The organism is Streptomyces sp. NPDC049627, from assembly GCF_044465645.1.
Classification (GTDB): domain Bacteria; phylum Actinomycetota; class Actinomycetes; order Streptomycetales; family Streptomycetaceae; genus Streptomyces.
The window spans coordinates 111,124-126,401 of record NZ_JBITLW010000004.1; the positions used below are offsets into that span (position 1 = coordinate 111,124).

The 15,278-nt window shown below is 70.8% G+C and carries 14 protein-coding genes; 9 read left to right on the plus strand and 5 right to left on the minus strand.

All coding sequences use genetic code 11. The features are described from left to right. Window position 1: 1 nt before the first annotated feature. The 3 genes from ACIBU0_RS12470 to ACIBU0_RS12480 all read right to left on the minus strand — a co-directional run bounded on the left by ACIBU0_RS12470 (window position 2) and on the right by ACIBU0_RS12480 (window position 2,870). Window positions 2-1,189, minus strand: coding sequence for a damage-control phosphatase ARMT1 family protein (locus ACIBU0_RS12470; protein WP_398815827.1), 1,188 nt, complete (start codon window positions 1,187-1,189; stop codon window positions 2-4). Between the two features lie 22 nt (window positions 1,190-1,211). Next, the gene (locus tag ACIBU0_RS12475; RefSeq protein ID WP_398815830.1) at window positions 1,212-1,859 is read right to left on the minus strand and encodes a ScbR family autoregulator-binding transcription factor; all 648 of its coding nucleotides are present in this window, start codon (window positions 1,857-1,859) and stop codon (window positions 1,212-1,214) included. 69 nt (window positions 1,860-1,928) lie between these two features. After that, complete coding sequence (locus ACIBU0_RS12480; protein ID WP_398815832.1) at window positions 1,929-2,870, minus strand: ScbA/BarX family gamma-butyrolactone biosynthesis protein; 942 nt, start codon at window positions 2,868-2,870, stop codon at window positions 1,929-1,931. 250 nt (window positions 2,871-3,120) lie between these two features. On the opposite strand from ACIBU0_RS12480, the gene ACIBU0_RS12485 reads away from it, so the two are divergent. Next, on the plus strand, window positions 3,121-3,798 hold the full coding sequence (locus tag ACIBU0_RS12485) for a ScbR family autoregulator-binding transcription factor (protein ID WP_398815835.1): 678 nt from the start codon (window positions 3,121-3,123) through the stop codon (window positions 3,796-3,798). Between the two features lie 177 nt (window positions 3,799-3,975). Here the strand turns inward: ACIBU0_RS12485 and ACIBU0_RS12490 are convergent, their stop codons facing one another. After that, window positions 3,976-5,793, minus strand: coding sequence for a S8 family peptidase (locus tag ACIBU0_RS12490; protein ID WP_398815838.1), 1,818 nt, complete (start codon window positions 5,791-5,793; stop codon window positions 3,976-3,978). Window positions 5,794-6,173: 380 nt separating this feature from the next. Here ACIBU0_RS12490 and ACIBU0_RS12495 point away from each other — a divergent pair, with 380 nt between their 5' ends. Next, a complete protein-coding gene (locus tag ACIBU0_RS12495) occupies window positions 6,174-7,139 on the plus strand; it encodes a lytic polysaccharide monooxygenase (RefSeq protein ID WP_398816889.1) in 966 nt (321 codons plus the stop codon). A gap of 18 nt (window positions 7,140-7,157) precedes the next feature. Here the strand turns inward: ACIBU0_RS12495 and ACIBU0_RS12500 are convergent, their stop codons facing one another. Then, window positions 7,158-7,811, minus strand: coding sequence for a Tat pathway signal sequence domain protein (locus ACIBU0_RS12500; RefSeq protein ID WP_398815841.1), 654 nt, complete (start codon window positions 7,809-7,811; stop codon window positions 7,158-7,160). Window positions 7,812-8,476: 665 nt separating this feature from the next. Here ACIBU0_RS12500 and ACIBU0_RS12505 point away from each other — a divergent pair. From ACIBU0_RS12505 to ACIBU0_RS12535, 7 genes are all read left to right on the plus strand, one after another. Continuing rightward, complete coding sequence (locus ACIBU0_RS12505) at window positions 8,477-9,136, plus strand: DUF6230 family protein (protein WP_398815844.1); 660 nt, start codon at window positions 8,477-8,479, stop codon at window positions 9,134-9,136. Beyond that, window positions 9,136-9,543, plus strand: coding sequence for a DUF6114 domain-containing protein (locus ACIBU0_RS12510; RefSeq protein WP_398815846.1), 408 nt, complete (start codon window positions 9,136-9,138; stop codon window positions 9,541-9,543). Before ACIBU0_RS12505 ends, ACIBU0_RS12510 begins: the two co-directional genes overlap by 1 nt. A gap of 448 nt (window positions 9,544-9,991) precedes the next feature. After that, on the plus strand, window positions 9,992-10,987 hold the full coding sequence (locus ACIBU0_RS12515; RefSeq protein ID WP_398815849.1) for a substrate-binding domain-containing protein: 996 nt from the start codon (window positions 9,992-9,994) through the stop codon (window positions 10,985-10,987). A 256-nt stretch (window positions 10,988-11,243) separates the two neighbouring features. Further along, window positions 11,244-13,877, plus strand: coding sequence for a nitrate- and nitrite sensing domain-containing protein (locus tag ACIBU0_RS12520; protein WP_398815852.1), 2,634 nt, complete (start codon window positions 11,244-11,246; stop codon window positions 13,875-13,877). 11 nt (window positions 13,878-13,888) lie between these two features. After that, the gene (locus ACIBU0_RS12525; protein WP_147997842.1) at window positions 13,889-14,308 is read left to right on the plus strand and encodes a roadblock/LC7 domain-containing protein; all 420 of its coding nucleotides are present in this window, start codon (window positions 13,889-13,891) and stop codon (window positions 14,306-14,308) included. Then, window positions 14,289-14,669 carry a DUF742 domain-containing protein gene (locus ACIBU0_RS12530; protein ID WP_398815855.1) on the plus strand — a complete coding sequence of 127 codons (381 nt, stop codon included), beginning with the start codon at window positions 14,289-14,291 and terminating at the stop codon, window positions 14,667-14,669. The genes ACIBU0_RS12525 and ACIBU0_RS12530 overlap by 20 nt, the downstream gene beginning before the upstream one ends. Next, entirely contained in the window at window positions 14,656-15,240 is a 585-nt protein-coding gene (locus tag ACIBU0_RS12535; protein WP_398815858.1) for a GTP-binding protein, read from the plus strand. Before ACIBU0_RS12530 ends, ACIBU0_RS12535 begins: the two co-directional genes overlap by 14 nt. The last annotated feature ends 38 nt before the right edge of the window (window positions 15,241-15,278 follow it).

Genomic DNA, 15,278 nt, shown 5'->3' on the forward strand with positions numbered 1-15,278 from the left:
ATCACGTCCGCACCTGAATCAGCGCATGCGTCCCGCCGGTCCGCCACTTCTGTCCCTCGGTCTCGTCCAGCACCGCCTCCGTGCGGGCGTCCAGGCCGGTGATGACGTCGGACTTCAGGGTGCGCAGGGCGGCGACCGGGCCGGGGAAGTGGGCGGTGACGTCGGTGAACGGCGTGGTCGGTGGCCAGAGCCGGTCGCCGACGAGGCGGCGGTAGTTGAGGTCGCCCTTGACGAGGGTGAGGGTGGCCGTGGACAGCTCCTCACGGAGGTCGCCGGGCAGCGCCGCGAAAGGGAGCGGGGCGCTGGAGAAGGGATGGGCGCGTACGGTGAGGCGGCCATCGGTCATGGCCGACCAGAGGGTGTGCCCGTACGTCGCGGCCGCGCCCGGTGCCGCCCTCAGCCGTCGCAGGGCGTCGAGTACGTCGGCGTGCGTGGCGTCGGAGACGTAGTACGGGTACGGCTTGACGTGGAGGACGGCCCGCCGGACGCGCCCCTGGGTGAGGAGGCGGGCGATGAGGAGCAGGTCGGGGACGAGTTCGCGGCCGGCGTTGTCGGCGATCAGGACCAAAGTGGCCGAGCCGGTGGGCGGGAGCAGGGACCAGAGGGCCGCGCTGTCGTCGGCGACCAGCGGCTGGGTGTCCGCGGAGGACTCGTCGTGCGGGGCCGACAGCCGGAAGCCGAGGTCGGCGCGGTTGCCCCACAGGGAGCCGTGCAGCAGCGCCCGGTCCTGCTCGTCGGCGGGCCGGTCCGCGAGGTCGTCGAGGGCGGCCAGTTCCTCGTCCGTCTCCGGAGCGTCGAGTTCGGCCAGCTTGGAGGGGCGGAAGGGGTCGATGCCCTGCCAGGGGCCGGGGGCGAAGTAGCCGACGGCTTCGAGCAGTCGGCGGTAGAAGTAGCTCTCCGACCACAGCCACGGTACGTCGAACCAGGACCGGCCGGTGTACAGGTCGGCGCCCCAGGCCGTCCAGCGGTCCCGGTCGTGGGCGTCGGCGGGGAGCGGTTCGATCACGCCCTCGGTGCAGCTCGCGTGGAGCGCGTCCAGTGCGCGGTGCTGCTCGGGGCCGTAGGGGAAGGACTCCCGTACCTGGCGGATGATCGCGGGATGCCGTTCGGCGAGGACGCTGTGCGGGAACGAGCCGGGTTCGTTGCCGAGGAGTACCGGCGCGAGCGGGGTGTCGGACCTGTCGGGCATGCGCCTCACCGTATCGCGGGCGTCATACGGCTCTGATCTCCCGCTCCAGCTGTGTCGCGAGCGCGAGATAGGGGGCCCGGCGCGGCACCGGGACCAGGCCCCGGATCATGAGGCGCCACATCTCGGCCACTCTGCGCGGCTGGCGTGCCACGGGTTCGAGGGAGCGGCCGACGACGCGGGTGCCGACGAAGAAGCAGACCAGGGAGTGGGCCGCGGCCTCCACGTCGACGTCCGGGTGGATGTCGGACTCCTTGGCGGCGCCGTGGAGTTTGCGGGTGGCGATGTCCAGCAGCTCGTTGAAGGGATGCCGCAGCGGCGGCCGTATCACCACTCCCCCGGTGGCCAGGCGCAGGCCGGCCCGGGGTATCGGGCCCTCGACGGTCAGGCGTGTGATGCCGAACGTCGTGCGCATCAGGGTCTCCAGCGAGGAGTGGCCCCGGGCGTCCATCTCGTTCGCCACCTGACGGGAGGCCCTGGACTGGAGCTCCATGATCGCCTGGGCGAGGTCGTCCTTCGCCGCGAAGTGGAAGTACAGGGCGCCCTTGGTGACTTGGGCGTGCTCGACGATGTCACTGAGGCTGGTCGACTCGTAGCCGTGACGGTCGAACAGCTCGGCGGCGGCTGTGAGGATCGTGGTGCGGGTCTGCTCGGCACGTAACTGCCTGACCATCGACTGGACCCTCCTGGCCTGAAAAGAACGGGACATGCCGTTTGTTTCTTACTCCCTGTACAAGATAGCTCACCTCTCCTCGGTTCCCACCGCGCATTCGAAGACCGCCGACTCCCCCTGCTGCCCCACGACATGGACGTCGGTGTCGTACGCCCCCTGTTTGTCGAGCGCCTCTATCCAGACGGGCCGGTCGAGTTCGGCGTACTGATGGAAGAGGGTGTGGAACGACACAGGCGTCCGGCGGCCGGTGCGGGTCCGGGCCCGTACGGCCTGGCGGACGGCCTCCAGCAGCAGCATGCCGGGCACATGATCGAGTGGATGATCGAAGAAAACAGCATGAGCGGTATCGACTCGCAGCTGCCAGCGGTCGGGGTGGTCGGACGCGGCGAGGACGACGTCAGCGGGCAGGGCGCGGCCCACGACGGCGGGCGGCAGACCGGGCGGGACGGGAAGTGCGGACACGGTGGCCGCGGTACGGCCGCCGCGCAGGCGTCGGTAGACGGCCTCGCTCGTCCAGGTGGCGGCCACGTGCGCGGTCGCCACGCGGTCGCCGCCGAGCCGTATGTCCGCGTCGTAGCGGAATCCGGCCGGGCGCCCGCCGCGGTGGTCGACGTCGGACACGGCGATGTGGAGGGCTGGTTCGGCGGGTGCGGGGCCGATGGCCAGATGCTCGGGGCGGGTGGTGATCCGCATCTCCTTGAGCACGAACTTGTGACCCAGGGGGACTTGGTAGACGGTGTGCGCTATGAGGGTGCCGGCCTGGCGGACGGTTTCCGCGACGAGCAGCGGCTCGTACGCGGTTCGGTCCGGAGACACGTGTAACTGATGGGCGCGCGGCCATTGGGCGAAGACGGTGAACCGGTCGGTGTCGGTGCCGGTCCCACCGGTGATCAGCGTTTCGGCCACCGAGGCACGGTGGACGAGCTGGCGGGGTACGGTGGCGGTCAGGCCATCCGGCACCGCCGATATCTCGGCGAGCGGGTTCGTGGCGTGCTGCCGCGGATGAGGCATGTCCCCTCCTGTGGGTCCCCCGTGTGTGCGTTGACATACGGCGAGATGCCCGTGCCGCGAGCGTTAGAGTACGAGGCGACCGGTTTGTTTTCAATGCGGCCTCGGGTCGCCCGGCCGTGCCCGAATCGCTCCGGCGCACGCCGGGCGCACAGGTCAACGTGGCGCAACAGTAGGGTGCGCCGGTGTCGAGGGGCTCTCGGCACCCGGCCTGGAGTGCCCCGGAGGCGACGGACTATACGGAGGGGCGGTTATGGCGAGGCAGGAGCGCGCCATCAGAACGCGGCGGGTGATCCTTGAGGCCGCGGGTGCGGTCTTCGACGAGCACGGGTACACCGCGACCACCATCTCGATGGTCCTGGAGCGGGCAGAGGTGACCAAGGGCGCCCTGTATTTCCACTTCCCCTCCAAGGAATCCCTGGCCCAGGCCGTGCTGGACGAGCAGTTGTCGCTCGGAGCGGTGCCCCCGCAGCCGTGCAAGCTGCAGGAACTGGTCGACATGACCTTCGTGTTCGGGCAGCGGCTGCTCAGCAACTCCCTGCTCAAGGGAAGTGTGCGGCTGGCGGTGGACCAGAGCGCACCGCCCGGCGTGGACCACTCGGGGCCGTTCAGGCAGTGGGCGGACCATGTGGGGGCGGTGCTGGAACAGGCCCGTGACCAGGGCGAGTTGCTGCCCACGGTGCGGCCCGCGCAGACGGCGGGGCTGCTGGTCGGGGCGTTCGCCGGCATCCAGTTGATGTCCCGGGCGCTGACCGACCGGGACGATCTGGCGGAGCGGATCTCGGTCCTGTGGGGGCACTTGCTGCCGAGCATCGCCGTACCGGCTCTGCTGACCGGCATCGACTGGGAACCCGACCGCGGGGCCCGGGTTCTGGCCACCCTCGACACGGCGGACGCCGACGAGGTCGCCATGGGCCTGTCCGCACGCTGAGTGAACGACACCGACCGGAGCGACGGTTTCCGTCGCTCCGGTCGGTGGGTGAGAACGACGGGCCGGCCGATGCCCCATCCGCACCGGTCGGCCCGCCCGTTTGTGGTACGCGCCTGTCCGGCGCGCCCGTTCAGTTGTCCGCCGTGGCTGTCACCCCTGGCCGTCGTCCTCTTCCGCTCAGAAGGTCAGCTTCCAGCTGTTGAGCGTGCCCGTGTCCTGAGCCGCCACGTCCTGGACGCGCAGCTTCCAGGTGCCGTTGGCGACCTCGCTGGAGGCGTTCACCGTGTAGGTGGTCTTGACGTTGTCCGCGGAGTCCGAGGAGCTGGAGGACTTGAGGCGGTACGTCGTACCGTCCGGGGCGACCAGATCGACGACCAGGTCACCGCGGTAGGTGTGGGTGATGTCCACGCCGACCTGGAGGGCCGAGGGGGCGTTGCCGCTGCGGCCGCTGACGGTGATCGGGGACTCGATCGCGGAGCCGTTGTCCGGGATGGAGGCCGCGGAGGTGCTGGTGAAGGTGGTGCTGCCCGTCGACCCATCCGTGCCGCCGGAGCTGCCGCTCACCGCCTGCACCGTCTTGGCCGCGTCCGCGAGGCCCGCACCGCAGCCGCCCGAGCAAGTGCCGGGCAGAGCACGCGCGTTGGTCTTGAGCGCGGACTCGATCTGGGCCGGGGTCAGCGCGGAGTTCGCCGACTTCATCAGCGCGACGAGGCCCGCGATGTGCGGGGCGGCCATGCTGGTGCCCTGGTAGTACTTGTACGTCTCGCTCGACGGGCCCTGGGCGCCGCTGTTCAGCGTGGACAGGATGCCGTTCGCGGTGGTGGTACGGGTCTCGCCGCCGGGAGCCGCGATGTCCACGGTCGAGCCGAAGTTGGAGTAGTAGGCCTTGGAGCCGGAGCGGCCCAGCGCGGCCACCGAGATGACGTTGTTGCAGCTGGACGGCGAGTAGTTGGCCGCGTTGTCGTTCTCGTTGCCCGCCGCGACCACCACCGCGGTGCCGCGGTTCACGGCCGCGTTGATGGCGCTCTGGGTGGCGGCCGTGCAGGCGCCGCCGCCACCGAGGCTCATGTTGATGACCTTGGCGACGTTGGCGTTGGCGGGTACGCCGGAGACGGTGCCGCCGGACGCCCAGGTGATGGCGTCGATGATGTCGGAGTCGTAGCCGCCGCACTGGCCGAGGACCCGCAGCGGGGAGACCTTCGCGCCGTACGCGATGCCCGCGACGCCCTTGCTGTTGTTGGTGACCGCGGCGATGGTGCCCGCGACGTGGGTGCCGTGCCAGGAGGACGTGGTGGCCGTCCAGTCGCTGGCGCACTGGCCGTCGGTGGTCCAGTCGCCCGGGTCGGCCGGGTTGCTGTCGCGGCCGTTGCCGTCGTTGGAGACGGCGGTGTCGCCGATGAAGTCGTAGCCGGCGACGATGTTGGCGCCGAGGTCGGAGTGGGTGACGTAACCGGTGTCGATGACGGCGACGGTCACACCGGTACCGGTGGTGACGTCCCAGGCGCCCGGCACGTTCATGCCCGCGGTGGTCTCGAACAGGTCCCACTGCTTGCTGTACTCGGTGTCGTTGGGCGTGGCCGCCGGCTTGTTCAGCCGGTCCGGTACGACGTAGGCGACCTGCGGATCGGCCCGGTACTCGGCGACGACGTCGGCGACGTCCGCCTTGGTGACGTGCTCGCCCAGGTCGACGAGGGCGGCGCCGGAGCCGAGGCGGCGCTGGAAGTCGAGGTCCTCGCCGGCCTCCTTGCCCTTGGCGGCGGCGTCGGCCTCGGCGGCCTTGTTCGACTTGGCCTCGGCGGCGCCGGACTTGTAGCCGACGATGAGGCGCTCGGCCGGGGTGCCGGGGGCGGCCTCCGTCTGCGCCGCCGGTACGGCGGCTTCCTGGGGAGCGGGTTCCTGGGCCACGGCGACCGTGGTGGTGGCGGCCGTGAACAGCGCGGCGGAGACCGCGGCGACGGATATCAGCTTCCGTCTGAGGGGTGCAGAGGTACGCAAGGGCTTGCCTTTCGTGGGGCCGGCCGTACTCCGGGCAGCGCGGAGCGGCGGTCGAATTCGCTTCGTCGTCGAAGCGGCGGGGGGTGGGGCGAAAGTGCATTGCGGGGGCGCGGTGGCCGGCCTGGCGCGAGCTGCGACCCGTTCGGGGTTACCTGTGGGTCGGCTGTGGTCGAACGATAGGCAAAGAGCAGGTCACAGGGATACAGGGGAAACCCTCGATCCGGCCGGAAACCCACCCTCTACGTCCGACCACGTCGGGGAGTTGACCGCCAATGACGGATTTCGCCCGGCTCGTCGCGCAGTGAACGCGCCGGGCCGCATTCCCGTACTGGACGAGGACCCTTCCCGCACCGGCCGAGGAGACGTTCCGGATGTCCCGGATGCCCTGGATGAGATCGCACCGCACGGCCCTGGCGGCCGCCGCCGTCACGCCGTTGCTGCTGACGGTGTGGGCCGCGAGCCCCGCTCGGGCGCACGGTGCGCCGACCGATCCGGTCAGCCGTGTCTACGCCTGCTCGCCCGAGGGCGGCAGCGCGTCCCGGTCGGCGGCCTGCCGGGCGGCGGTCGCCTCGAACGGCGCGCCCTTCACCGCCTGGGACAACTTGCGGATCGCGAATGTGAACGGCCGGGACCGCCGGATCGTCCCCGACGGACAGCTGTGCAGCGGCGGACTGCCCGCCTACCGGGGCCTCGATCTCGCCCGCGCCGACTGGCCGTCCACCCGGCTGACGCCGGGCGCCACCCTGACCATGCGGTACGTCTCGACGATCCCGCACACCGGCACCTTCCGGCTCTACCTCACGAAACCCGGCTACGACCCGGCGAAGCCGCTCACCTGGTCCGACCTGCCGGACAAGCCGTTCGCGGAAGTGACGGACCCGGCGCTGACGGACGGGGCGTACCGGATCAGGGCGACACTGCCGTCCGACCGGTCCGGTCGGCACGTGCTGTACACGGTCTGGCAGAACAGCAGCACGCCGGACACCTACTACTCCTGCTCGGACGTGGTGTTCCCGGCGGCCCGGGACGCGGGCGATGAGGAGAGCGGCGGCGGGAGTGCGGCGTCGGCCGCCGCGGACGGGGAGCGCGACAACGGCCGTACGACCGCCGGTCCTTCGCCGACGAAGGAGTCGCGCACAACCGGGCCGCGTACGACCGCCTCGCCCGCCGATTCCTCGCCGAGCGGCGCCGAGACCCCGCGACGCGCCGGGGACGACAGCACGCCGGTGGCGTCCACCGGGGCCGCCGGCACAGGGCCCTCGACGCCACTGCTGGCGGGCGGCGCCGCCGCGGTGCTGGTGCTCACCGGGGGCGCCGCCCTGGCGCTGCGGTTGCGCCGGAGGTGAACTCCGGCTCGCCGGGGGTCAGTTGACGTAAACCGCCTCGCCGGTGCCGGTCACCGGGGCGTACTTGGCGGTGAAGTAGCCGTTGGCGAAGCAGAGGGACGAGCCGGAGACCTTGGTGAACTGTGCCGCGGCGAAGTTGATGCTGTTGTCCGTGTTGCTTGCCGTGCCGGCCAGGCTGGGGGCCTGGTAGACGCAGTTGATGCTGCCCAGCAGGGTCCGCAGCACGACCGTCGTCTGGATGGTGGAGCCCGCGGCCGGGGTGACGGTGACGGTGCCGTCGGAGGAGACGGCGGCGCTGTACGGCAGGTTGTTGACCGTGATGCTGGTGACGCCGAGCACGCCGACCACGTTGGTGGTGCAGCTCGCGGCGTCGAAGGTGTGCGCGGTGACCGACTCCGTCGCGGTCCCGGGCGCGCCGGGGTTGTCGGTCACGGTGGCCGTGAACTGCGACGACTTGCAGGAGATGCCGCTCGTACCGGTCGCGCTGGAGTAGAACGTGGCGGCGGTGCCGCTCGCCAGCGGCGCGGTGAGGACCTCGCCGGCCGCGACCGCCGTACCGCCGACGGAGCCGGTGGTCAGGACGGCGCCGTCGGCCGCGGACGCCGGGCCGGCCAGGGGGAGGGTGAGGGCGGCGACGGTGCCGGCGAGGGTGAGGAGGGTGCGTGCGCGCATGCGGGTGTACCTCGTCTTTCGTTGCGGGGGTGTGCCCTGATGGCCTGAGGCCCAGGGGGTTCGGGGAGTCGGTGGGGGGCGCGAGTCGGTGTGTGCCGTTGCCGGTCCGTGACGCCTTCTCCGTACGGCACGGACCGGCAACGGCGGCCCGGCCGGTGACCGGCCGGAGACCCCTGGGGGAGGGCTCCGACCGGAACCGGGCGGGGGCGGCCGGCACGGACCGAGGGGGGAAGCGACCGTGACGGCGCCGTGGAGGGGTCTTGCGAAAAGGAAATGTGAAGGACATCAGGTCCGGGAACGCGGGCAGAGGCCACGCGGCGGCGGATCCGGCGCCACGGATCCAGGGGGGAGCCAGGGAGAGTTGTAGACCTGAGGATCCGTCAACGTCAAGGGTGAGCACGGGAGTTGATATTCGACTCGGCAGGATTGCACGGCCCCGGCGAGCCCAGAGGCACGGGTGACACACAACCGACACCCTTTTTCCACAAGCTCCTTGACCCTCGGCTGTAACCACCGGTAACTTCCGGCCTTGGCTACTGCGGAGTACGAGAAAGCCCTTGCATCCACCGGGAGTTGCGGGGCGGCGTGCGCCGTGGGCGCTGTCCGCGCCAGGACAACGTGCCGCTGATGCCCTACCCGCACTTTCTCTGCACCTGGGAGCAGTTATGGCCTCGTCCGAGAACCCGGAAAGCGGTTCCGCGTCCGAAGCGTCCGAAACCCCCGACGGCCCCGCGAGACGCGGGCGGGTCCGGGCGCGCCGGGCCGCCGTGATGGCGGTGCCGGCCACCCTGATCGCCGGCACCCTCGCGGTCCTCACCGCCGAGGGCGCGCTGGGCGTCCAGTTCGCCATCTCCGGCATGCCCTTCACGGTCACCGCTACCGAGCTCAACGGCACCGGGTTCGAGCAGTTCGGCGGCCTCGACCAGATGGCGCCGGGCAGCCCCAACGAGGGGGACACCGGCGGCCAGGTGCTGGTCGTCACGTCCGCAATCAAGAGCGCGACGCTCACGAAGCTGTGCCAGAGCGTCGATCTCGGCGGCACGAATCTGCTGATCACCGCGGGTGGTGGGGCCGAGAAGGTGACCGCGAGCGATCTGACCACCGACTCGACCGAGCTGTCGGGTGACGCGGCGTTCAACAACATCGAGATCGGCAACGACGCGAGCACGCTGACCAAGGCCGGGGTGAAGGGGCCGATCGGTGTCTTCAGCCAGCAGGCGGACACCGTACGCATCGCCAATCTGCGGCAGACGAACTATGCGACGACCGCGGGTGTCTTCAGGCTTCCGGGGCTGAAACTCCGTTTCAGTGACACGGGTTGCTGATGAGTGAGCGTACGGACTTCCGGTCGGCCTTCCGTCGTTGGCGGGCCGATCGGCCGTTCTGGGGCGGGGTGTTGCTCACCCTGGGCGGAGCGGAGATTCTGCTGACCATGAAGGCGTCGTTGAAGGTCGTTCTTCATGTCGGGATGCAGGGGCTGGCGGGGTATCTGCTGCCGGCGCTGATGGTGGTGCTCGGTCTGCTGATCCTCTTCAATCCGACGCAGCGGCTCTTCTACTCGATCACGGCGGTTCTGCTGTCGCTGGGCACGTGGCTCACTTCCAATCTCGGGGGCTTCTTTGTGGGGCTTCTGTTGGGGATGGTGGGGAGTTGTCTTGCGTTTGGGTGGTTGCCGGATCAGGAACCGCGGAAGCGTTGGGGGGAGCGCCGGAGCACGGTAGGGGCTGGTTGAGTTCGGCGAGTGCGGGTGTGCGGGGGCTGATCGCGCGGTTCCCCGCGCCCCTTGGGTCGGCCCTGTGAACGCCGACTGGAGAGCGCCCGTGTGGAAAGCCTCGTTCTGAGCGAACCCGTCGCGCTCACCGTCCTCGCGATCCGCGCCGAGGTGGTCCGGGACGAGGGCGTCGCGAGGTGGGGGCGGTGGCGCGCAAGCCGACCTGAACCGGTTTGCGGGCGCAAGCGGTGTGGACGGGTCGGCGCCGGGCCGGCCCTCCCGCCAGCGGTTCATCACGATGTGGCAGCAACGACTCACACCCAGTGGTTGCACACTTGACTACCGGTGGTCACACGCGATTGGCTCCGCCTCAGCGAGAGTTCACCAGGTCGGCGAACTCCCCCTCCGACGTCGGCCGTTCTCTCGCTCGTTCCTCCGGCTCGGCCGCACAGCGAGGTGCCGCACCCTCATGAAGACTCCACCCCCCTCCCCCGCTCTCGCTCGCGTCGCGGCCCTCACGGCCACCGCCTGTCTGCTGCTTGCGGGCTGTTCCGCCCTCGACGGGACCGACGAGGCGTCGGACGCTGACGCGGCCGGCACCGCACGGCTGAAGGTCGCCCTCGTCACCCACGGCGGCGAGGGCGACGCCTTCTGGGAACTGGTGCAGAAGGGCGCCCAGGCCGCTGCCGCCAAGGACGACGTCGAGCTGACCTATGCGAGCGACTCCGATCCGGCGGGGCAGGCCGAGTTGATGCGGGACGCGATCCGGCAGAAGGTCGACGGCATCGCGGTGACCCTGGCCAAGCCGTCGGCGATGACGGGCCCCGTCACCGAGGCCCGGAGAGCCGGCATACCGGTGGTCGGCCTCAACTCCGGTATAGACCAATGGCGGTCCGCCGGGCTGCTCGGGTACTTCGGGCAGGACGAGAGCGTCGCGGGCCGGGCCGTGGGCGGCAAGCTCGACGATCTGAGGGTCGAGCACGCGCTGTGCGTCATCCACGAGCGGGGCAACGTCGCCCTGGAAGCGCGGTGTGCGGGCGTGAAGAAGGCGTTCGGCGGCGAGACCGAGAACCTCTACGTGGACGGCACCGACATGGACGCGGTGACCGACTCCGTCGCGGCCCGGCTCGGCCAGGACCCGAGCATCGACGAAGTCGTCACGATGGGCGCCCAGTTCGCGCTGGCCGCGGTGAAGTCGGCCGACGAGGCGCGCAGCAAGGCCCGGGTCGCGACCTTCGATCTCAACAAGGAACTGGCACAGGCGGTCCAGGACGGCGACGTGCAGTTCGCGGTGGACCAGCAGCCGTATCTGCAGGGCTATCTCGCCGTGGACTCGCTCTGGCTCTACAAGACCAACGGCAACACCCTCGGCGGCGGCGAGGCCCCCGTCCTCACCGGGCCGGCGTTCGTCACCAAGGCGAACGTCGCCGCGGTCGCGCGGTTCGCCGCCAACGGCACGCGCTGACCGGACACTTCTCCCGACGGTGTCGCCAAAGATTCGGTCACGCGTGACGCGTACGCTCACATGTACGGATAGCATCCAGCGCACCCCCCGTGACGTACCGGACACGCAGTCACCCCTCACGCTCGTCCCCCTCACGCTCGTCCCCCTTCCGCTCCCTCCCCCCTCCCCCTCCGCTCCCTCTTCCGTCCCCCGCTCCCTCCCCCATCCGCCTCCGCGCTGATCGCCCCCGCCCTCCGCTGATCGCCCTAGGACGACAATGTCTCCACGGACAGGTCCCCGGCGCCGCCGCCTCGGCTCCATACGTCTCTCCCTGATCCTCCTGGCGCTGGTGCCCAGCGTCGCGCTCGCCGCCGTCTGGAGCGTGACGACGGTCCAGATGTTCTCGGAGGGGCTGCGGCTCCACTCGCAGACCGAGCTGAGCAAGTCGACCGGGGCCATGGGCACCGAGGCCACGCTCGCGCTGCAGCGGGAGCGCAGCTACTCGGCCGTATGGCTGGCGTCGCGCCAGGAGGCGGCCCGCGAGGCGCTGGACGAGCAGCGCCGCGACACGGACAAGGCGGTCGCTAAACTCCTCGGGCAGTCGGAGGAGATCCAGCGGGCTCCCTCCCGGGTCAAGGACCGGCTGTACTCGGTCGTCGCGTCGGTGAGCAGCCTGGAGTACTACCGGAGCCAGGTGGACAACCCCACCGACATCACCGCCGTACAGGCGCTGGGGCAGTACACGTCGATCATCGACGATCAGATCCATGCCTTCCAGGAGCTCTCCCAGGTCGACGACGGCGACCTCACCTCGCAGGCCGGTCCGCTCGTCGCGCTGGAGCACGCGGCGGAGCAGGTGTCCCGGGAGGACGCGCTGCTGACCGTGGCCGGGCCGGCGCGGAAGATGGACGAGAAGGCGTGGACCGAGTTCGCGGAGCTGGTGAACACCCGCCGCTGGCTCGTCGAGGACCAGATCCTCCCGTTGCTGACCGGGAGCGCGAAGACCGAGACCGAGCGGATCCTGGGGAGTGCGCAGTGGCGAACCCTGGAATCCGTCGAGAACCGGGTGCTGGCGGCCCGGCTGACGGCGCGGGACAGCGGGGACATCGCGATTCCGGAGGTGCAGAAGCAGTGGCGGGCCGCGCTGATCGAGGTCTCCGACCAGTACGCGGTCCTGATCCAGCAGCAGACGGCCGGACTGCTCCAGCACAGTGCCGACAACGCGCGCGGCCTGCTGATCAAGGCCGCCTCCCTGAGCGCGGGCGGTCTGGCCGCCCTGCTGCTGTGCGTCGGGATGTCCTGGCGGATCACGCGCTCGCTGTCGCGCCGGCTGCGGGGTCTGCGCGAGGCGACCCTGGGTCTCGCGCACGACCGGCTGCCCGACGTGGTGGCCCGGCTGGAGCGGGGCGAGAAGGTCGACGTGGAGCTGGCGACCCCGCCGCTGGACTACGGTCACGACGAGCTGGGCCAGGTGGCCAAGGCGTTCAACACCGCGCAGCGCACCGCCGTGCACACCGCCGTCGAACTCGCCGACACCCGGCGCGGCTTCCAGAAGGTCATCCTGGGCATCGCCCGGCAGAGCCAGAACCTGGTGAATCTGCAGCTGACCAAGCTCGACGCGCTGGAGCGCGCGCACCAGGACCCCGAGGTGCTCAAGGGGCTGTACGAACTGGACTCCACCGCCAGCCAGTTGCGCCGCTACGAGGAGAACCTCGTCATCATCAGCGGCGAGCGGCCCGGCCGCAGCTGGAGCGAGCCGGTCGCGCTCATCGACATCCTGCGCAGTGCGGTCGGCGAGGTCGCCGAGTACCGGCGGGTGGAGGTGCACACCGAGGAGGAGGTGCATCTCGCGCCGCCCGCGGTGGCGGACGTGATCCATCTGCTGGCCGAGCTCATCGAGAACGCCACCCTGTACTCCCCCGCGCCCGCGCCGGTCAGCGTGCGGGCCGCGATGGTGGCCAAGGGCCTGGCCGTGGAGGTCGAGGACCGTGGCCTCGGCATGTCGGAGGAGGATTACGCCTCCTTCAACGCCCAGCTGGCCGAGCCTCCGCAGTTCGACGTGGTGGCGCTCGCCGACGACCTGCGGCTCGGCATGTTCGTGATCGCGCAGCTCGCCCAGCGGCACGGCATCGCGGTCACCCTGCGCTCTTCGCCGTACGGCGGCACGACGGCGATCGTCCTCGTCCCGCACGACGTCGTGGTGCGGGACGTACCCGCTCCGGAGCCGGAGGAGGTGGAGCACGCCGGGGCCGCCGAGCAGGAGGAGCCCGTACGGGAGTCCCGCCCCGTCGTCCCGGCCCGCACCGCGCCCGGCCCGGCCCCCGCACCCATGGCGCGCCGCGACGGCCTCTCCCCGCTCCCCCGCCGCGTACCGCAGACCAGCCTGGCCGCCGAGCTGCGCGAAGAGGCCCCGCCCGCCGAAGAGTCCGAGAACACAGACGAGTTCACCGCGGAACGGGCCGCCGCCTCCCTCGCCTGCTTCCAGCGCGGCACACTCCGGGCTCGCGACGACCACGGCGACGAGACCCCGGACGTCCTCACGTCCCCGGACCACCAGGACCCGGCCGCCCCCACCCGACTCCAGCCGGACACACTCCAAATCCGCGACGACCACGGCGACAAGACCCCGGACGCACTCGGCGCAACAGACCACCAGACCGCGGACGCACTCAGCTCCACAGACCAGCGCCCAGCCGCCCCCGCCCGGTTCCAGCACGCCACGCTCCAAGCCCATGACGACAACGGCGACGAGACCCCGGACGTCCCCACGTCCCCGGACCAGCAGACCCCGGCCGCCCCCGCCCGACTCCGGACCGGCGTCGCCTCCGACGAGCCGCCCGCGGCCGACTCCGCCGCCTCTTCCCGGGCCGCCGCTCCCCCGTCCTCCACCCCGCCCGCCGACCGCTCATGAAGGACATCGCCATGACACGCCCCACCCCCGCCACGGACACCCAGCTCGACCAGTTGCTCACCGGACTCGTGGAGCGGGTCGCCGACGTCAACCACGCCGTCGTTCTCTCCGAGGACGGGCTGGTGGTCAGCAAGTCCACCGGGTTCCTGCGCGACGACGCCGAGCGGCTGGCGGCGACCGCGTCCGGCCTGATGAGCCTCAGCAAGGGCGTCAGCATGGACTTCCGGGGCGGCCCGGTGCGCCAGGCGCTGATCGAGATGGCCAACAGCTATCTGATCCTGACCTCCGCCGGACCGGGCGCCCATCTCGTCGTGCTCACCAACCAGGGCGCGGACGTCGGTGTGGTGGCGTACCAGATGAACATGCTGGTGAAGAAGATCGGCGAGCACCTGTCGGCGGCACCGCGGGCCCATGTCGGCCCTGGTGCGTGAGGTGGGCGGAGACGATACGGCGGGCCGGCTGGTACGTCCGTTCACGCTGACCGGCGGCCGGACCCGGCCCAGCCGCACCGACTTCACGCTGATCACGACGGTGACGGCGGTGGATCCGCCGCCGGAGCGGGCGCCGCGTCCGCAGCCCGAGCAGGCGCGGATCCTGCGGCGCTGCGCGCGGCCGATCGCCGTCGCGGAGCTCGCGGCCCATCTCGACCTGCCGGTGAGCGTGGTCGCCATCATGCTCTGCGATCTGCTGGAGGCGGGTCTGATCACCGTGCACCCGCCGCACCCCGTCACCCCCCGCACCCCGGACCTGGACCTGCTGCAGAAAGTGAGGGACGGCCTTGGCCGGCTCTGACACCACCGCGACGGCGGTCGCACCGCCCGACACGGTCAAGATCCTCATCGCCGGCGGTTTCGGAGTCGGCAAGACCACGATGGTCGGATCGGTCAGCGAGATCGCCCCGCTGCGCACGGAGGAGCCCCTGACCGTCGCGGGTCTGGGCATCGACGACCTCAACGGCATCGAGGAGAAGCGGGCCACGACCGTGGCCCTGGACTTCGGCCGGATCACCATCAGCCGGGAGCTGGTGCTGTATCTCTTCGGTACGCCCGGGCAGCAGCGGTTCTGGTTCATGTGGAACGACCTGGCGGTCGGCGCGCTCGGGGCCGTCGTCCTGGTGGACGTCCGGCGGCCGGAGTCCAGCTTCGCGGCGATCGACTTCTTCGAGCGCCGGGACATCCCCTTCGTCGTCGGCGTCAACGGCTTCCACGGCGAACACCCCTACCCCGCCGAGGAGATCCGGGACGCCCTGGCCCTTCCGGAGCATGTGCGGGTGCTGTTGTGCGACGCGCGGGAGCGCGAGTCGTGCCGGGATGTACTGATCGCCCTGATCGACCAGCTGATAGCGGCGGCGAAGACGGCGTAGCCGTTCACATCGGGTTCACAGATGGATGGCGGGAATCC